General features: G+C 40.5%; 21 protein-coding genes. 2 read left to right on the top strand and 19 right to left on the bottom strand.

The genetic code is table 11. The features are described 5' to 3' along the window. Nucleotides 1-63: 63 nt before the first annotated feature. The 13 genes from HMPREF1518_RS08775 to HMPREF1518_RS08715 form a co-directional block, all read right to left on the bottom strand. Nucleotides 64-681, bottom strand: coding sequence for a TIGR01906 family membrane protein (locus HMPREF1518_RS08775; protein ID WP_033585600.1), 618 nt, complete (start codon nt 679-681; stop codon nt 64-66). Continuing rightward, nucleotides 671-1444: a TIGR01457 family HAD-type hydrolase gene (locus HMPREF1518_RS08770; protein WP_033585599.1), complete on the bottom strand. Its 774-nt coding sequence runs from the start codon at nt 1442-1444 to the stop codon at nt 671-673. The genes HMPREF1518_RS08775 and HMPREF1518_RS08770 overlap by 11 nt, the downstream gene beginning before the upstream one ends. 10 nt (nt 1445-1454) lie before the next feature. Next, complete coding sequence (locus tag HMPREF1518_RS08765) at nt 1455-2192, bottom strand: acyl-[acyl-carrier-protein] thioesterase (RefSeq protein ID WP_033585597.1); 738 nt, start codon at nt 2190-2192, stop codon at nt 1455-1457. Nucleotides 2193-2196: 4 nt separating this feature from the next. Continuing rightward, on the bottom strand, nt 2197-3327 hold the full coding sequence (gene hemW, locus HMPREF1518_RS08760) for a radical SAM family heme chaperone HemW (RefSeq protein WP_033585595.1): 1131 nt from the start codon (nt 3325-3327) through the stop codon (nt 2197-2199). Between the two features lie 73 nt (nt 3328-3400). Continuing rightward, a complete protein-coding gene (locus HMPREF1518_RS08755) occupies nt 3401-3799 on the bottom strand; it encodes a YtxH domain-containing protein (protein WP_033585593.1) in 399 nt (132 codons plus the stop codon). A gap of 15 nt (nt 3800-3814) precedes the next feature. Further along, a complete protein-coding gene (locus HMPREF1518_RS08750; protein WP_033585592.1) occupies nt 3815-4198 on the bottom strand; it encodes a DUF948 domain-containing protein in 384 nt (127 codons plus the stop codon). After that, nucleotides 4199-4987: a prolipoprotein diacylglyceryl transferase gene (gene lgt / locus HMPREF1518_RS08745; protein WP_033585590.1), complete on the bottom strand. Its 789-nt coding sequence runs from the start codon at nt 4985-4987 to the stop codon at nt 4199-4201. Further along, a complete protein-coding gene (gene hprK, locus HMPREF1518_RS08740; RefSeq protein ID WP_033585588.1) occupies nt 4980-5915 on the bottom strand; it encodes an HPr(Ser) kinase/phosphatase in 936 nt (311 codons plus the stop codon). The genes lgt and hprK overlap by 8 nt, the downstream gene beginning before the upstream one ends. Nucleotides 5916-6046: 131 nt before the next feature. Further along, nucleotides 6047-6223, bottom strand: coding sequence for a 30S ribosomal protein S21 (gene rpsU, locus HMPREF1518_RS08735; RefSeq protein ID WP_000048054.1), 177 nt, complete (start codon nt 6221-6223; stop codon nt 6047-6049). Between the two features lie 93 nt (nt 6224-6316). After that, a complete protein-coding gene (locus tag HMPREF1518_RS08730) occupies nt 6317-6874 on the bottom strand; it encodes a hypothetical protein (RefSeq protein WP_000695593.1) in 558 nt (185 codons plus the stop codon). A gap of 117 nt (nt 6875-6991) precedes the next feature. Beyond that, a complete protein-coding gene (locus HMPREF1518_RS08725; protein ID WP_033585586.1) occupies nt 6992-7612 on the bottom strand; it encodes a Type 1 glutamine amidotransferase-like domain-containing protein in 621 nt (206 codons plus the stop codon). A gap of 12 nt (nt 7613-7624) precedes the next feature. Continuing rightward, a complete protein-coding gene (locus HMPREF1518_RS08720) occupies nt 7625-8242 on the bottom strand; it encodes a class I SAM-dependent methyltransferase (protein WP_033585585.1) in 618 nt (205 codons plus the stop codon). A gap of 104 nt (nt 8243-8346) precedes the next feature. Beyond that, nucleotides 8347-9054, bottom strand: coding sequence for a glucosamine-6-phosphate deaminase (locus HMPREF1518_RS08715; protein ID WP_000864599.1), 708 nt, complete (start codon nt 9052-9054; stop codon nt 8347-8349). 150 nt (nt 9055-9204) lie between these two features. On the opposite strand from HMPREF1518_RS08715, the gene queA reads away from it, so the two are divergent. Continuing rightward, nucleotides 9205-10233, top strand: coding sequence for a tRNA preQ1(34) S-adenosylmethionine ribosyltransferase-isomerase QueA (queA, locus tag HMPREF1518_RS08710; RefSeq protein WP_001090131.1), 1029 nt, complete (start codon nt 9205-9207; stop codon nt 10231-10233). A gap of 39 nt (nt 10234-10272) precedes the next feature. Here the strand turns inward: queA and HMPREF1518_RS08705 are convergent, their stop codons facing one another. Genes HMPREF1518_RS08705 through HMPREF1518_RS08685 form a run of 5 tightly spaced genes read right to left on the bottom strand, consistent with a single transcriptional unit; the run spans nt 10273 to nt 14973 of the window. After that, nucleotides 10273-11133: a YihY/virulence factor BrkB family protein gene (locus tag HMPREF1518_RS08705; RefSeq protein ID WP_000759514.1), complete on the bottom strand. Its 861-nt coding sequence runs from the start codon at nt 11131-11133 to the stop codon at nt 10273-10275. Between the two features lie 29 nt (nt 11134-11162). Further along, nucleotides 11163-13217, bottom strand: a complete 2055-nt coding sequence (locus HMPREF1518_RS08700; protein WP_033585584.1) for a cation:proton antiporter — start codon at nt 13215-13217, stop codon at nt 11163-11165. An 11-nt stretch (nt 13218-13228) separates the two neighbouring features. Beyond that, nucleotides 13229-13483 (bottom strand): hypothetical protein, encoded by a 255-nt coding sequence (locus HMPREF1518_RS08695; RefSeq protein WP_000361100.1) that lies wholly within the window; start codon nt 13481-13483, stop codon nt 13229-13231. Continuing rightward, a complete protein-coding gene (locus tag HMPREF1518_RS08690; RefSeq protein WP_000828421.1) occupies nt 13476-14033 on the bottom strand; it encodes a tRNA (mnm(5)s(2)U34)-methyltransferase in 558 nt (185 codons plus the stop codon). The genes HMPREF1518_RS08695 and HMPREF1518_RS08690 overlap by 8 nt, the downstream gene beginning before the upstream one ends. Next, nucleotides 14017-14973, bottom strand: a complete 957-nt coding sequence (locus tag HMPREF1518_RS08685; RefSeq protein WP_033585583.1) for a TIGR01212 family radical SAM protein — start codon at nt 14971-14973, stop codon at nt 14017-14019. The genes HMPREF1518_RS08690 and HMPREF1518_RS08685 overlap by 17 nt, the downstream gene beginning before the upstream one ends. Before the next feature lie 91 nt (nt 14974-15064). Here HMPREF1518_RS08685 and HMPREF1518_RS08680 point away from each other — a divergent pair, with 91 nt between their 5' ends. Beyond that, a complete protein-coding gene (locus HMPREF1518_RS08680) occupies nt 15065-15424 on the top strand; it encodes a DUF3397 domain-containing protein (protein WP_033585581.1) in 360 nt (119 codons plus the stop codon). Between the two features lie 133 nt (nt 15425-15557). Here HMPREF1518_RS08680 and HMPREF1518_RS08675 read toward each other — a convergent pair. Next, nucleotides 15558-17106, bottom strand: a 1549-nt coding sequence (locus tag HMPREF1518_RS08675) for a Cna B-type domain-containing protein (protein ID WP_033585579.1), incomplete at its 5' end; no start/stop codon positions are given.

The raw sequence follows: 17106 nt of genomic DNA, 5'->3' as shown, positions 1-17106 counted from the left end.
AACAATAAATAGGGAGCAGGGCAACTTCTCTCGTTTTTTATTAAAAATACAGAACTTTTTCCACTATTTCCTTGAAGCTTTAACAAAAAGGAAACCAAACATTCCTTCATACAAAGCAAAGAAAAGTAAAAAGGCATGGAGAAAGAAAGTCTCTGGCAAAATCCAAATAACGGGATCCTTTGCTGGATCAAAAAGCCAGGTATCATCTCCCACAAAGAGAATCTGATGGAAAAGAGTAAAGAATTGCTCAAAACCAATCAACACTCCTACAAGCCCAATGACTAGAGGCAGTAGCACTAGAGCCAAGATACTTTTACGATATAGGGGTAGAAATCCTTTTTTCACAATCTTTCTAACAAAGAAATAGAAACTTGGTAATGTCACTAGGGCAACTAGCTGAACCAAGTGGAAGAGATTCTTCACCACCGCAAAATGGTGTAAACCTGCAGCTGATGAACGAAAATCTGGCATCTCTAAGACCTGACTAAAGGGATTGGTCAGGTAATTCATCAAGATATGAAAGTTGTACTGAATGGTTTCGGGCTTTAGATAGACTCGACCCGCTAAGTTTAGCCATTGAATCTCCATGGGATAGAAAAACCATGCCAGATAAATGGTTAAGAGAATAGACAGTGAGAGGAGAAAGAGCATACTTCCCCAAAAAGTCAGTTTAATTTTCATCAAAATTCCACTCCGCAAGGCTAGAAACCACATGAGTTGGTACGATTGGCAAGTCAGCCACTTCTTCTGCCTTGGTAAAACCTGTCGTCACCAAGAGCGTTGGAATACCATTGTCAATCCCTGCTCGGATGTCTGTCAGGTAGTTGTCCCCCACCATGAGCAATTCTTCTCGTTTCAAACCCAAGTGCTCAACTGCCTTATCCATAATGATAGCATTTGGTTTTCCAATATAAACTGGTTTCACTCGTGTTGCCACTTCAAGCAGAGTTACAAGTGAACCAGCACCAGGCAAAAGACCACGTTCCGTCGGGATATTGAGGTCTGGATTGGTTCCGATAAAGTGAGCCCCCTTTTGGATGGCTAGAGTCGCCGTGGCAAATTTTTCATAGTCGACTTGCCAGTCCAGTCCAACTACCACATAGGCAGGATTTTGCTTATCTTCGACATAACCAGCCGCCTGAATGGCATCCTTGAGCCCAGCTTCGCCGATGACATAGACTGTCTTTTCTAGTCCCAAGTCATTCATATAGTCGATGGTTGCCAAAGTCGCTGTGTAAACCGTCGATAGAGGCGTGTTGATATTAAAATTCTGAGCCAACATCTCTTGAACGCTCTCAGGAGTGCGGGTTGTATTGTTGGTTACAAAGAGATAAGGAATTTCTCGCTTTTGCAACTCATGAACAAAAGCCTCTCCTGCCGGGATTCGGTCTTTCCCCTTGTAAATGGTTCCGTCTAAATCAATTAAATAACCTTTATAAGTCATATCGTCCTTTCTAATTGCCTTCAATTTCTTGCCAAGTAATCATAGCTTGGGCATTGATCTCCCCATCACTGATAATCTCATGCTTGCTTTCTAATCCCTTGAGTTCATACGCTGAAGCAATCATGCCACCCGGTCGCACTTCTTTGACATATTTGAGATTGATTTTCTTTGGAATATAGTTGGTTAGAAAATCGGCTCCCATGACCTCAAAAATCCAATCCAGATATTTGCTATTATTGACATGACCATTCATATCCAAGTCGTAAAAACGAACATGGTAGTCTTTACTGATCGGTTTTTCTAGATTTGCATACTTTGGCCCACGGATGAGTTTTTTATCAAACTCAGACTGATAAGGCGCAACAATCTCCGGTTCGACAGCATGGACTTTACGACTATCGCGGTCCATGAGAACAAAGGTTGCTACCATGCGAATGATTTCTTGACCTGCTTCATCATAGATAGTGAAACGGCGGTAACAAAAAAGACGATTGTAAGTCAATGCTTCTGTTTCAATCGTAATCTCCTCAGCAAAGCGAGGCAAGCGAACCACGTCAATCGCATAGTCTGTAATAATCCAGACCAGATTGTAACGTTCTAACATATCCTTGTCGCTAACTCCCAGCTCAATCGACTGCATACCTGATACTTGCAAGGACAGCAAAATCACATCTGGAAGTTTGATATGACCGTTCATGTCCGCCATATCAAAAGGAATTTTCATTTTCATTTGATAAGTTAAGCCCATTGTTCTACTCCAAAATAAATCGTTCTGCTACAGTGTCTCCTAAAAAGAGACCTCTCTTTGTCATTCGGACACGGTCATCGTCAATCTGCATGAGACCTTGTTGAACCAAGTCTCTGACAATTTCTCCATATAATCCATCAAAGGACCGTCCGAATTTTTCCTCAAATCGCGCCATGGAAACCCCAGATTTTTTCCGGAGGCCTAGGAACATTTCTTCTTCCATCTGTTCCCTTTGACTCAGGTGTTCTTCTGCTATCCGAGCATTTCCTGCCTCTACCGCATTGAGATAGTGGCGGATAGGACCGTGGTTTTTATAACGCACTCCGTTCACATAACCTGAAGCACCCGCACCGATACCATAATACTCGGCATTATCCCAGTACATGAGATTGTGGCGACTTTCAAATCCGGGTTTAGAGAAATTGGAAATCTCATAATGCTCAAAACCAGCTCGCTCCAGTTCTGCGATGATGTACTCAAACATCTCCGCTTCTAGTTCCTCCTTGGGCAGGGGCAATTTCCCTCGTCTCATGCGGTTCATAAAGACCGTATGGTTTTCCAAAATCAAGCTATAAAGACTCATATGAGGAATATCAAGCGAAATGGCCTTAGCCACATTGTCCTTGACCTGAACCATAGTTTGACCTGGAAGAGCGTAGATTAGGTCGATAGAAATATTGTCAAAACCAGCCAGTTTGAGGTGGTCGATATTTTCATAAATATCCTTCTCCAAGTGACTGCGCCCAATTTTTTTCAGCATTTTGTCATCAAAAGTCTGCACACCCAAGGAAACACGATTGACTGGTGACTGCTTCAAAACCGCAATCTTATCCACATCCAAGTCTCCTGGGTTTGCTTCAATGGTCAACTCTTCCAAGACAGACAAGTCTAGATTTTTAGTCAAGCCATCCAAGAGCACTTCTAATTGCGGAGCTGACAAAGCCGTTGGCGTCCCACCTCCAATGTAGAGAGTTCGCAACTTTTGGATATCATAAGAGCGAAACTCCTCTAGCAGATGCTCCAGGTAACTATCTACTGGTTGATTCTTGATAAATACTTTTGAAAAGTCACAATAATAACAAATCTGTGTGCAAAAGGGAATATGCACGTAGGCGGACGTTGGTTTTTTCTGCATAGTACTTATTATACCATAAAGACAGGCTTGCAGATAAAAATCACCATCTCCAAAAACCAGAGATGGTGATGCATTATACTTCAGTAATATCGATGATGATTTCTTCTTGGTCTTCTGCAACGTCTGGAGTTGCTGACTGTTCTTGCCACTGCTCCTTGAGATTGTTAAAGGTTTCTTTTGACGCTTCCGTCGCTTGTCGAGCACAGGTTTTGGCTTGATCAAGGAAACTGTCAAAAGTGATTTCACCAGATTCTACTTGTTCCTTTGTTTTCAGCACAAAGTCAGTTGCCTGTTCCTTCACTTCAGTTAGTTTCTCACAAACCTGCTCTCTAGCATATTCTGGATCTTCTCTCAAATCATCTAGAAAATCCTGAGCTTGACTACAAACTTGCTTGCCCTTGTCACTCGTCAAAAACAAAGCAAGAGCTGCACCTGAAACTGTTCCTAAAAGGATAGAGGATAGTTTTCCCATAAGATTTCTCCTTTTCTATTTTTTGAAAAATTTACTTGCGAAACGAAGAGCGGACAAACTTGCACCTGTTTTAATGGTCTTTGAACCAGCAGATGAAGCCTTTTTACCTAAAACACGTGCATGTTGGTTGAGATCAGATACTGACTCAGATAAGTCAGCCACAGCCGTAAAGAGTGGATCAATCGTCGCAACTTTGATATTGATATCGTCTGCTAACACATTGACCTTAACCAGTAATTCATTGGTCTGATGCAAGGTAACGTTCACATCTGAGCTCAACGTTTTGATGGTTTTCTCTGTTTCATCAATCATACGACCGGCTTTTTGAATCGTGATTGTCAAATAGACTAAACAGACAATCAAAGCAATCGCAACAAGTATATATGCAACTTCTAACATTTATTTTTCCTCCTCTGTATGATAGAAAGGGGCTTTCTTTCGATTTTGATAAAGTATGATAAAAATACCGAGTCCGATAAGGATAACTGATAACCATTGGGAAACTCGCAGTCCAAAGAACATGAGACTATCCGTCCGCATTCCTTCGATAATCATACGACCAAAGCCATACCAAATCAAGTAGAAAGCAGTGATCTGACCACGTCTGATTCCCTTTAATTTTCGTCTAAAAATCAGAATCAAAGCAAAACCGATCAGATTCCAAACCGACTCATATAGGAAGGTCGGCTGACGGTAGCTACCCTCAATGTACATCTGGTCACGGATAAAGCCTGGCAAATAATCCAAACTATCTACTGCTGCACCGTAGGCTTCTTGGTTAAAGAAGTTCCCCCAGCGTCCTAAACTTTGGGCAACCATGACGCTTGGTGCTGCAATATCTAAGAAATCCCAAGTATTAATCAGCTTTCTATCTGCAAAGATATAAAGGACAATAGCCCCTGCTATCAAACCTCCATAAATGGCCAAGCCTCCATTCCAGATGGCAATGATTTCACCTGGATTTTGCAGATAATAATCTAAGCGAAAGAGTACGTAGTATAGTCTAGCACCTAAAATAGCTATCGGAAAAGCAATCAGGATAAAATCCAAGATATCATCTGATAGAATTTTCTTTTTAGGAGCTTCCTTCATGGCAAGGTAGACTGCCAAAACCAAACCAGCCACAATACACAAAGCATACCAACGAATAGAAAAAGGACCGATTTCAAATGCGACTGGATTAATCATTTTTCACCTCATTTTTGGAGATGAGATTAGTCAAGCGTTCTTCAAATAAACGCGTCGCATCAAATCCCATTTCCTTAGCGCGATAGTTCATGGCTGCCGCCTCAATAACAACAGAGATATTGCGTCCTGTTTTTACTGGAATGCGGATACGCGGAATCGTTACACCAGAAATCTCGATTTCTTCAGCATTGTTTCCTAGACGATCAAAGGTCTTATGGGTATCATAATTTTCCAAGTAAACAGCCAACTGAACTTGTGAAGAATCTTTTACAGCACTTGCTCCGTAGAGACTCATCACGTCAATAATACCCACTCCACGAATCTCAAGCAAATGCTTCAAAATTTCAGCGGGCTCTCCCCAAAGGGTCATTTCATCCTTGGCAAAGATATCTACACGATCGTCTGCTACCAAACGGTGCCCACGTTTCACAAGCTCAAGACCTGTCTCGCTCTTACCGATACCACTATCCCCTTGGATCAAGACACCCATGCCATAGATGTCCATCAAGACACCATGCACACTCGTACGTTCAGCCAAACGGGAATCAAGGTAGCTAGATAACTCTCCAGATAAACGACTGGTTGATGTTCGACTGGTTAAAATCGCAATCTTACATTCCCTAGCAGCTTTCAACATTTCTTCTGGCACTACCAAGCCACGAGCAACGATGACAGCGGGTGTTTCAGGTAGAAACATTTTCTTCAAAACTTGATAACGGTTATGAGAAGACATGGAGACTAAATAAGACCATTCCTTCATTCCCAACAGTTGAAGCCGCTCCGGAGTATAGTAATCAAAATAACCCGTCATTTCCAGACCTGGTCGAGAAATATCTGCAGTATTGATTTCTTTTTCAAGTAAATCGCCTTCACCATAAACAATGTCTAATCTGAGCTTTTCAATGACTTCTTTTACTAAAACCGACATAATTTCCTCCTTCAATCGAGTTCTCCCTACTATTATATCAAATTGTGGTAGGAAGTTTCCTTTTTTTGCAGGATTTACAGTATTTATTTGGAAAGAAAAAAGGCTAGACAAGTCTAGCCTTTCATTTCAAATTAGAATTTTTTACGTTTACGAGCTGCTTCTGATTTACGTTTACGTTTTACAGAAGGTTTTTCATAGAATTCACGTTTGCGTGTTTCTTGAAGAGTACCAGCTTTAGTAACCGCACGTTTGAAACGACGAAGTGCATCGTCAAGAGATTCATTCTTACGTACTACTGTTTTAGACATTTTTTTCACTCCCTTCAAGTTCAAGATCTATTCCATTTTACACACAAAGTGAATAATTGTCAAGAGAAAAGCAACCATAAACTTTTATTATTTTTACTTTCTTCTTTTGAAGATGAAATAAATCACTAAGATGCAGAGAATCAATCCCAAAACAGCTGGTTTCACAATCGATATGCCACTTCCTCCGCTAAATAAAAGACTATGGGCAACCTTCAGAAACGCTCCGATCACTACCGTTGCTAATAATCCATACCAACGTCTACTCCACGTTAAGGATATAATCGCCGTAAAAAATGCTAGAATCGTCGCCAGAATAATAACTTTTTCAATACTCCATCCGCTCGTAAAATAAGTCTTCTCAAAATTCAAAAACTCAATTACTTTTACATCAACTATTTCCGGCTTCGGGAACCAAAACATACTAGTAAATAGGCAAAATATAGAAAAGAAAATCAGGCTATAGGATTTTTTATAAGCTCCCATTACAATTGGAATAATAAAGAGAGGGCGAATATACCAACTCAGAGTATTCTGGTGTCTAGTAAACGCCCACTCAAAGAAGCTCGTATCTGATAAAAAAACGACAATGGTAGCAATCGTTAGAAACAAGAAAACAATCCCACCTATTTTATCTAACGTTTTTATTTTCATAACTTTTCCCTTCTTGAATTCATAAAATTAATCTATTCATGGCAGATTCCCGCTAAGTGAGTTATCAACCCCTAATCGTTTTAGTGGTAAAATATTAATGTTTTTCCAACCACGCTTTTATTCTATTGTTAAGATATCTATTTGCTCATCGTTAACGATAATTGCTTGGTGGTTATGAAGCGGTAGCAATTCAAGCTGCTTTTTATACATTTCAAAAGTCTTTTTGCTACTATCAGTAAAAGGTTCCTCACCATAATGTGGAAGGATGTAAAAATCCACTTCATCCAATCCCGCTGTATCAGATAACTCTGTCGCTACCGTCTTGTCGTCCATAAGTTTATTGTAGTCAATATCCTTGGCTGTAATGATAGCCCCTGCTGATTCTCCCACATAGACCAACCCATCTCTTATTTGCTCTTTGATGAGAGATAGGAGTTGCTTTTTCTTTAATTCTTGCAATAAATAAAAGGTATTCCCGCCTGAGATATAAAGAATCTTACTTTGGAAAATCTTTGCCTGTGCAGTTTCTCGATCACAAGAAGCAATATCTAAAACCTCTATCTCAAATCCTAAATCCCTGAATGTTTGCTGAGCCTCATCGATATAGGCAGTATAGTCCTCTTTGTTCCCAGCGGTAGGAATAAATAAAACCTTATTTTCTAGATTCTTTTCCTTTGCATAATCGCTAAAAAGCTTTTTGACTCCAGCAAAGTGTGAACATAAAAATAATTGTTTCATGATGTACCTCCATTAATGTTTAACAATTTTATAAAGGATCCATGATCCCTTTCTTTGACTAGTTACGAGCTCAAACCCTACTGATAACAAGAATCGTCTAAATGCTTCTTCGCTTTGAACCTCTGGTAAAAAGTAAGACAACTTGTTATATTCACAAGCCAGTAAGAGCATCCCGTCTGATTTGAGTATTCTTCGAAGTTCCATAAAAGAAGCCTCTAGGTCCCGCCAATGAAAATGAGTTTGAAAGGCTGTGATTAAATCAACACTTTCATCAGAAAAGCCTGTCTCCCTAACGTCTCTTCGTTCAAAATTTAGATTAGTCATCTCTACCTGTTTGGCTTGAGCTATTGCAGTATCTGAAATATCGATTCCAGTTATGGTACTTTGCGGAAAAGTTTCTTTCAGCAGGATGGTTGAACGACCATTCCCAACTCCTACATCTAAGATTACAGGATAAAATGTCCTATCCAGATGACGAATTGCCCATACAAACATGGGGAGATAGGCTCGATTCCACAATTTCATCATTCGTTTTCCTAGAAAGCCCGAAGGATTCTTTGATTGCTGAATTAAGCGACTAAACAGAAACATTAAAAGTAAAAAACAAATAAAACCGATTATATAAATCAAAGTTCGAGCCCCCCCGTATAGCTATATTATACCACTTTAGCAGGATAGTGGACATTTGAAGTAAAAAGCCACTCACTCCAAAGAGCAAGCGGTTCTTGTAATTTTTATTTTTCAAGTAAGCTGAGCGCTTCAGCATCCGCAATAATAGTCACATCAGGGTGGTTTTGTAGGCTACTTGCTGGGAGGTTCTCAGTCACTGGGCCTGATACTGTGCCAGCAATGGCTTCTGCTTTCGACTCACCGTAAGCAAAGAGAATAATTGACTTGGCATCCAAGATGTTTTTAATCCCCATTGAGATGGCTTGAGTTGGAACGTCTTCAATCTTGTCAAAGAAGCGAGCATTGGCTTCGATTGTAGACTGGTCTAAGTCTACAAGGTGTGTCTGGCTATCAAAGGCAGTTCCTGGCTCATTAAAGCCGATATGTCCATTGCGACCAATTCCCAAGATTTGTAAATCAACAGGATGATCAGCCAAAATTTGGTTGTAGCGTTCTACTTCAGCTTCAGCATTGTCCTTAATCCCACGAGGCAAGAAACTTTCTTTAAATGGTTTTTGGTTGAATAAGTGTTCTTGCATAAAGTGGCGGTAAGACTGAGGATTGTCTCCGTCAAGTCCTACATACTCATCAAGGTTTACACTGGTTAGATTTGAAAAATCAAGGTCACTCTCAACGATTTCCTTGTAAAACTCAAGTGGACTGCTCCCTGTTGCAAGTCCTAATGTTTGAGCACCATTGGCCAATTTTTCCTTCAAAATCTCAAAAGCAACTTTTCCACCTTCGACTTGATTTTCAACTTTTATAACTTTCATCTTTTCATCCTCCGTTTTAATCTATATTTATTATATGGTATAGACCAATTTTTGTCAAGTGAAAACGATTTAATTTCTAAAAAAAGAGCGCCCAAACTTGAAACGTGTTATAATGGATAAGATTAGAACTTAGAAAGAATGATGAAAAAAATGAATACAGCTGATTTTGATTTCCACTTGCCTGAGGAATTGATTGCCCAAACGCCCCTTGAAAAACGAGATGCCTCCAAGCTTCTCATCGTAAACCGGGAAACGGGAGAATTTCAGGATAAGCACTTCCACTCTATTATCGATATGCTGGAACCTGGAGATGCTCTTGTTATGAATGACACCCGCGTTCTTCCTGCCCGCCTCTATGGCCAAAAGGAAGAGACAGGAGGCCATGTGGAACTTCTCCTACTCAAAAATACTAGTGGTGATGAGTGGGAAGTTCTGGCTAAACCTGCCAAACGCCTCAAGGTTGGTACTCGTGTCAACTTTGGCGATGGTCGCCTCAGCGCTGTCGTTACGGAAGAATTGACCCACGGAGGCCGCATTGTCCGCTTCGAATACCAAGGAATTTTTCTAGAAGTCTTGGAAAGTCTAGGTGAAATGCCACTACCACCCTACATCCATGAAAAACTGGATGACCGTGAACGTTATCAAACCGTCTACGCTAAAGAAAGTGGCTCTGCTGCTGCACCAACTGCTGGCCTCCACTTTACCAAAGAACTGCTAGCAGAAATCCAAGCCAAGGGTGTCCATTTGGTTTATTTGACTCTCCACGTTGGTTTAGGAACTTTTAGACCTGTTTCTGTGGACAATCTGGACGAACACGAAATGCACTCCGAATTCTACCAACTTTCTGAGGAAGCAGCTGCCACCCTTCGCTCTGTTAAGGAAAATGGTGGACGCGTCATCGCTGTCGGAACCACCTCTATCCGCACGTTAGAGACTATTGGTTCCAAGTTTGACGGGCAAATCCAGGCTGATTCTGGCTGGACCAATATCTTTATCAAACCTGGATACCAATGGAAGGTTGTAGATGCCTTTTCAACCAACTTCCATCTGCCAAAATCAACTCTCGTCATGTTAGTTTCTGCCTTTGCCGGCCGTGAATTAGTCTTAGATGCATACCAGCACGCTATTCAAGAACACTACCGTTTCTTCAGTTTCGGTGATGCCATGTTTATCTATTAAGAAAATCCCTATTAGGAAACCTAATAGGGATTTTTCTAATCATTCCATACTAAACTTTGGATCTTTCAAGCTCTGAACACTGGCATTGATAACCGCTCCGATAATCAAAATCTTTGCAATAAGAATAAACCAGAACATCATGACTACCACGATGATGGAACTGAAAAAACGGACATCGACTAGGTGATTGACATAGTTATTAAAATAAACAGAAAAGATATTCAATAAACCGATAAGAGTTAGCAATACAAAGACACTTCCTGGTAAAACATAGCGGATTCGTGGTGTTTTTACTTTTGGAAGGAAGTAATAAATCATAACCAGAATGGCAAAAATCAAAGCATAGACTAGAGGGCCTGTAAAATCTTGCAGGTAGGAAAATAGCGGGCTGTCTGATTGCCAGTAAGTTTTGAGAAGGTTGAGCAACATGCGACCAAACATACTCAAAAACAAGGCTAGAGCAAAAAGGATCTGCAAGCCGAGGCTAACAAGCAAACTCATCAACTGATGGGAGATAATTCCTCGACTTTTGGTCACTCCATAGGCTTTGTTAAAAGCTTTTTGGAGGAAATCCATTGATTTTGAAAAGGTCCATAGGGCTGACAAAACAGCAAAACTCAGCAAGCCAGTTGATGGTTGAGTCAGAACTTCTCGGACAATCTTAGCGACCACATCATACACTGTATCAGGCAAAAATTCCTTAATTGTAAGTAAGAAATTTGAGACTGGAATCTGAAAATAAGGCAAAATATTGACCATTATCATTAGCAAAGGAAAGATTGAAACCAACCAATAGTAGGCAACCGCAACACTGGTCAACTCACTATCCGATGCTTGATAATAATGCAAAAAAGCTTTCAATAAGGGCTTATCCAATAGCTCCTTCCACCACTTTTTCATATCCCATCCTCCGTCATTTTCTTCATCATCTAAGTTCTTCTGATTAAATCTAGCATATCATAAGGTAAGGTATTTGCGGCCTCTTTCAGAGAATAATTTTCTAAGTTATTCACATTTTGGCGTAGTTCTTTGGCATACTTGGCTGTTATCAGTTTAGCTTCTTCGTATTCAAAGATTGCCTTACGTTCGAGATAGTAACCTCGTAGCATTTCATCGATATTGTTTGGCTTGATGCGATTGATAACCCGCTCAACAAAGGCACCGCTTCCGATAATAGCCGTCTCGCGTAGACGAGACTCTTGCATAAAACTAATCAGAGAACTCTTATAAACCCCTTTGAGGTTTTCCAAACTCTCGATAATCAACTCTGTATTTCCCAAATACAACTCTGAAATCTGATCATAGTCAACTGCTTGTAGTTTACGAGATTCTTCGTTCATCCAACTACGGAAAGTTTTGCCAAAGGTAAACATTTCATGGAGTAGAAAGCGCAGTATCCGTAAGGAAACTAGGAAGTAATAAGTCACTCTAGAAGCGAAATTCCGATTGATACTCTGCTCCATGTTTTTTAGGTAACGTTGGTAAACTCGATAACCACGCTCGCTGATTCTATTTTCTTCGTAGGCTTGCTCCAAACCGTCACTCTCAATACTCAAGATAAGAAGCTTGAGAGACTCCCAGTCCTCTTGGACTCTTTTATTTTCCTGACTAAGGATGAGATTTTCAATCCGACCATGATAATTATCAATAGCTGCATAAAGAGGAAGTTTGTTCTTGTGATGGTCCAGCTCTTTTTCTAATTCTGCAGCCACATCATTCAGAATCGCAATATGCATCAAATGGTCCTTGCTTTCCTCTTGTTCCTCAGACAAGTGGGGGAGGACTAGTAAACCTGTTAAAAAGCTCAACAGTGTAACGCCTGCTACAAGGAAGAGTAACAGAGGATACTCCTGCTCCAAATGACTTGGTATGAGGAGAATGGTCGCGATAGATACTGTCCCTTTGACACCAGAGAAGGTCAAAAGAAGCATATCTTTCATGTACTTATGAATTTTTTTCTTAAGTCGACGCGTCCTCACAAAGTAAAAACCAGCAATCATGACAAAGCGGATCGCAAAAAGCAAGAAGGTCAGAACGACAACTGAAAGCAGTAAAAGAAGGGGATTGTAGAGAGAATTAGACAAGATCGGCTCTGCTATCAACTCTAATTCCATTCCCAAGAGAACAAAGACTGATCCATTTAGCATAAAGGTCACGGTGTGCCAGACGGTCTCCGTCACGGTGTCTACCTGAGCCTCAAGGAGCGTAATTTTCTTAAAGCGACTGGCCTTCAAAATACCTGCAACCACTACTGCGATAATCCCTGAAACATGAAACTCTTCTGCGATGAAAAAGGTCATGAGCGGCAAACTTAGCTCTAGCAATAGTTCACTGGCTATATCTATCGCTTGCACACTCAGTAAAAAGCTATGCAAAAAACGATTGACCATAGCCGTCACAAAACCGACTACAAAACCACCAAGGATAGAAAGTGCTAGGGAAGTTCCAGCTTGACTGAGAGAAAACGTTCCTGTTGTCCAAGCAGTCAGAGCCATCTGAAAGGCAACCAAACCAGAAGCGTCATTTAAGAGTCCTTCCCCTTTTAGAATATTAGAAACCCGTTTGGGAAAACGAAAACGTTCAGAAAGAGATGCGAAGGCAACCAAATCTGTTGGCCCAAGTGCCGCTCCAACTGCTAAACAGGCAGCCAAAGGAAGAGTCATCCAAAGGAAGTGAGCCATGCCCCCCAAGCTTAAGGTCGAGATAAAAATCACAGGAAAAATCAGAAAGACAACAATCCGCCAGTGCTTCAAAATGGACGTAATATCCACTTCTTCTGCCTCCCGGAAAAGTAAGGGACCAATAACCATGGCCAGAAACAGCTCTGTATTGAGATGAAAGTCCGCATCGGGAACAAATAAACCAATCCCAATCCCCAAAAGGATTTGTACAAGAGGAAGGGGCAAAAAAGGCAGAAGTTTATTGGTCGTAGTTGAAATGATTAAGACAAATAAAAATAGAATCAAGTAAATGAGTAATTCCACACAATTCCTCCTTAATCTTTTTTACAACAAGATTCAAAAATCTCCTTTTGCTCTTGGATTTTCTGATCAATCTTAGAGCAGTCTTTGTGCTCAATTTTTTTCTGGCACCGTTCCATTTCAAGAGCTACTAATTTTTTCTTAATTTTAAGCATTTTCTTGCTCATATGTGCTTCGTCGAGCACCCCGACTGCTCGCTCGTGATGCGTTGACTCGACAAAATTTTGGCGCATTGTCTCAAGCTTCTCACGAAGGTATTGTTTATCCATGTCTATACCTTTCTAATTTTTCAATCATAACTAAAAACGGTGGATTATTAACTTGGTTGAGAGTCCGATAAATGGCAGCTGTATACTCTTGTTGGTTCAACTGGCTAACAAAATCCAATACAGCATCCCTCTCGGTGTCTCCTCCTTCATGACCATAGTAGATCATGATAGCAATCCGTCCCCCCTTGACAAGCAAGTGACACAGCTTTTCTAATGCTTCAATAGTAGTCTGAGGTTGAGTGATGACGGATTTATCAGCAGAAGGCAGATAACCCAGATTAAAAATCCCTGCCTTGGCTTCTTTCACAAACTGGTCTAGTGTCTCATGACCTTGCAAGATTAACTGGGCATTTGTCATTCCAGCCTGATCCAAACGCTCTTGCGTCTTCTCCAAAGCCTGCTCCTGGATATCAAAGGCATAGACTTGCTTGGCTAGCTTGGCTAAAAAAAGGGTATCATGGCCATTGCCCATGGTCGCATCCACTACGATATCCTCTTTTGTCACGACTTCCGCTAAAAAATCATGCGCCATCTCAAGTGGTCTTTTCATTTTTAAACTCCTGTTTTACAGCCTTGCATCCTTGCACACTTCCACGACGTCGCATCTCAGTTTCAATAGCATTTAGCACTTCCCATTTATTAAGGCTCCACATGGGACCTATCAACATATCTCTGGGTGCATCTCCTGTGATTCGGTGGATGACGATATGCTTGGGAATGATTTCTAGTTGGTCACAAATGACCTTGACATACTCATCCTGACTCATCAGTTGCAAGCGTCCTTCGTGGTAATCCCGCTGCATGCGCGTATTGGTCATGAGGTGAAGCAAGTGCAGTTTAATTCCTTGAATATCATTGTCCGTGACACAGCGACGGACATTTTCAATCATCATCTCATGAGTCTCACCGGGCAAACCATTGATCAAATGGGAAACAATCTCAATCCTGGGATATTTTCTCAAGCGTTTGACCGTTTCCACATACAATTCATAAGAATGGGCACGGTTAATCAGGTCAGAGGTTGCTTCAAAAGTAGTCTGCAAGCCCAATTCAACCGTCACGTGCATACGCTCCGACAACTCAGCCAAATATTCGATGGTTTCATCGGGTAAACAGTCTGGCCGTGTTCCGATATTGATCCCTACTACACCTGGCTCGTTGATAGCCTGCTCATATCGCTCCCGAATCACTTCCACCTTTTCATGGGTGTTGGTAAAGTTTTGAAAATAAACCAGATACTTTTTAACTTCTGGCCACTTGCGGTGCATAAAGTCAATTTCCTTATAAAATTGCTCGCGGATAGGAGCATCCGGTGCCACGATAGCATCTCCCGAACCTGAAACTGTACAAAAAGTACAACCACCATGAGCTACAGTTCCATCCCGATTGGGACAGTCAAATCCCGCATCAATAGGAACTTTGAAAGTCTTTTCTCCAAAAAGTTTTCGATAATAATCATTCAAGGTATTATAAGATTTCATAACTTCCATTATAACAAAAAACACCTACAATCTCAAAAGCCTGACTTTCCTACAAATTCCCTTGTTTCTCATTTCCTTTAGCGTTTTTTTATGATACAATATGGGTATGATTTTAATGAAAATAGCATCTATTTTATTATTGATATTAACCTTGGTGGTTTGCTTTATTGTCACCAAGCTTTTCGGACTTAGGAAAATAGGATTTAATTTCGCGGATCTAGCTTTTCCACTTTTGGTATTTGAGTACTATCTGATTACTGCTAAAGCCTTTACCCACAACTTTCTACCGCGACTTGGTGTCGCACTTTCTCTCCTAGCAATCCTCCTTGTAATCTTTTTCCTTGTCAAAAAACGAAGTTTTTATTACCCTAAATTCATCAAATTCTTCTGGAGAGCCGGTTTTCTCCTTACCTTAATCATCTATATAGCAATGATTGTCGAATTGATGATGGTAAAATAATTACCAACCCAGTATTAAATGCTGGGTCTTTCTTTTACTCTTATATCTAAAAAAGACCAGAGGAATCCTCTGGCCTTTTTATCACAGATTAAACCTAAGAAAAACAAATGGAAACTATCTTTCTCACGCTAGATTATTTATTTTTACGGCTTACAAAGTACAATCCACTAGTCACTGACATCAAAGCAAGTCCTGCAACTACTGCTGTGTTAGATGCTTTTTCACCAGTGTTAGGAAGTTGAGGTTTTTGTCCTGGTTTTCCTGGTTCATTTGGTTCACCTGGTGTTGGTTTTTCTGGAATGTATGTATTTGTGATATTGAAGTCTTCTACTTTAGATGTATAACCTTTAACCGGAACTTCTACTACAGAGTACTTGATTTCTTGACCGTCTTTGTAACGATCAAGGTCTGTAAACTCATAAGTCCAACCACTTGCTTCTGAAGCTATTGCAGTTTTACCAGTATCTTTACCATTGGCAAATAGTTTAACTGTAATAGATGCTGGACGAGCATCTGTATGGTTTTCATCACCTTTCCAGATCTTCTTACCTTTTACAGATGTTTTCTCTGGTGTATGAGCGTTGGTCACATTCATACCAGTTTCAGTAGCTGTGTAACCTGTAGGAACACCAACTTCTTTGACTGTGTACTCGATTGGCTTACCATTTTGGTAACGGTCCAGATTAGTAAATTCATACTTCCAGCCTGTTTCCGCTGTGGCTGTAGCTTCTTGGCCAGTTTCTTTACCATTCGCAAGTAGCTTCACTGTGATAGATGCTGGACGGATACGATCTTGGTCGTTATTGTCAATCCAAGTCTTTTGTCCACTTACAGCAATTTTTTCTGGTGTATATTCATTGGTAATGGTGTACTTACCTTCTTTTTCTGTGGTGATTGTTGAAGTATATCCTTTGACAACCACTTCTTTGACTTTGTACTCGATTAGTTTACCATTTTCATACTTAGGAAGTGGTTTTGATTCGAACTTCCAACCAGTTGCTTCTGATACTTCAATTTCTTGAACGACTTTGTCGCCATTAAGAATTTGAACTTTCACAGATTTAGTACGTTTGCCGTCTTGGTTGTTGTTATCTTTCCAAACCTTAGTTCCTGAAAGAACGACTGTTTCTATGTCATGGGTGTTTGTCACCACTTGACCAGTCACAGAGGCTTTGTATCCAGCTGATACATCTACTTCCTTGATAGAGTAAGTGATTTCTTTACCAGCTTCGTATTGTGGAAGATTTGTGAAGGATGCTACCCAAGTGTTAGCGTCTGTCTTATCCTTAGCTGTCAAGGTCAATTTCTTACCTTCAACGGCTACTGGTTTAGATCCATCTACAGATTTGAAAAGTTGAACCGTTACGGACTCAGGACGTTTGCCGTCTTGGTTGTTCGCGTCGTTCCATACTTTTGTTACCTTGTAGTCGATTTCTTTTGGTGCATATTTGTTTGTGATGGTAAAGTCTGTAATAGTTGATTCGTATTCTGCTACGGCTTCTTCTGTTACAGTGTATTTGATTTCTTTACCATCTTTATATTTTGCTAATTTTTCGAATGTAGCAGTCCAAGTTCCGTCTGCGGCTGCTTGAACTTCTTTCGATGCGACTTTCTGACCGTCTGCTAAAAGATTGATTGTAATCTTAGTTGGACGTTTGCCGTCTTGGTTATTCGCGTCATCC

The organism is Streptococcus sp. SR1 (assembly GCF_000526075.1).
In the GTDB taxonomy this organism is placed as follows: Bacteria; Bacillota; Bacilli; order Lactobacillales; family Streptococcaceae; genus Streptococcus; species Streptococcus halitosis.
Note: the sequence above shows the minus strand (reverse complement) of the source record. Positions and strands in the feature narration are given on the sequence as shown.

Bases quoted from the DNA above. Each gene is read 5' to 3' on its own strand.
- queA (WP_001090131.1), top strand. From the start codon at position 9,205: ATGAATACAGCTGATTTTGATTTCCACTTGCCTGAGGAATTGATTGCC.
- HMPREF1518_RS08705 (WP_000759514.1), bottom strand. From the start codon at position 11,133: ATGAAAAAGTGGTGGAAGGAGCTATTGGATAAGCCCTTATTGAAAGCT.
- HMPREF1518_RS08770 (WP_033585599.1), bottom strand. From the start codon at position 1,444: ATGACTTATAAAGGTTATTTAATTGATTTAGACGGAACCATTTACAAG.
- HMPREF1518_RS08765 (WP_033585597.1), bottom strand. From the start codon at position 2,192: ATGGGCTTAACTTATCAAATGAAAATGAAAATTCCTTTTGATATGGCG.
- HMPREF1518_RS08755 (WP_033585593.1), bottom strand. From the start codon at position 3,799: ATGGGAAAACTATCCTCTATCCTTTTAGGAACAGTTTCAGGTGCAGCT.
- hprK (WP_033585588.1), bottom strand. From the start codon at position 5,915: ATGTCGGTTTTAGTAAAAGAAGTCATTGAAAAGCTCAGATTAGACATT.
- hemW (WP_033585595.1), bottom strand. From the start codon at position 3,327: ATGCAGAAAAAACCAACGTCCGCCTACGTGCATATTCCCTTTTGCACA.
- HMPREF1518_RS08695 (WP_000361100.1), bottom strand. From the start codon at position 13,483: ATGGATAAACAATACCTTCGTGAGAAGCTTGAGACAATGCGCCAAAAT.
- HMPREF1518_RS08690 (WP_000828421.1), bottom strand. From the start codon at position 14,033: ATGAAAAGACCACTTGAGATGGCGCATGATTTTTTAGCGGAAGTCGTG.
- HMPREF1518_RS08715 (WP_000864599.1), bottom strand. From the start codon at position 9,054: ATGAAAGTTATAAAAGTTGAAAATCAAGTCGAAGGTGGAAAAGTTGCT.
- rpsU (WP_000048054.1), bottom strand. From the start codon at position 6,223: ATGTCTAAAACAGTAGTACGTAAGAATGAATCTCTTGACGATGCACTT.
- HMPREF1518_RS08750 (WP_033585592.1), bottom strand. From the start codon at position 4,198: ATGTTAGAAGTTGCATATATACTTGTTGCGATTGCTTTGATTGTCTGT.
- HMPREF1518_RS08685 (WP_033585583.1), bottom strand. From the start codon at position 14,973: ATGGAAGTTATGAAATCTTATAATACCTTGAATGATTATTATCGAAAA.
- HMPREF1518_RS08725 (WP_033585586.1), bottom strand. From the start codon at position 7,612: ATGAAACAATTATTTTTATGTTCACACTTTGCTGGAGTCAAAAAGCTT.
- lgt (WP_033585590.1), bottom strand. From the start codon at position 4,987: ATGATTAATCCAGTCGCATTTGAAATCGGTCCTTTTTCTATTCGTTGG.
- HMPREF1518_RS08775 (WP_033585600.1), bottom strand. From the start codon at position 681: ATGAAAATTAAACTGACTTTTTGGGGAAGTATGCTCTTTCTCCTCTCA.
- HMPREF1518_RS08730 (WP_000695593.1), bottom strand. From the start codon at position 6,874: ATGAAAATAAAAACGTTAGATAAAATAGGTGGGATTGTTTTCTTGTTT.
- HMPREF1518_RS08680 (WP_033585581.1), top strand. From the start codon at position 15,065: ATGGGTATGATTTTAATGAAAATAGCATCTATTTTATTATTGATATTA.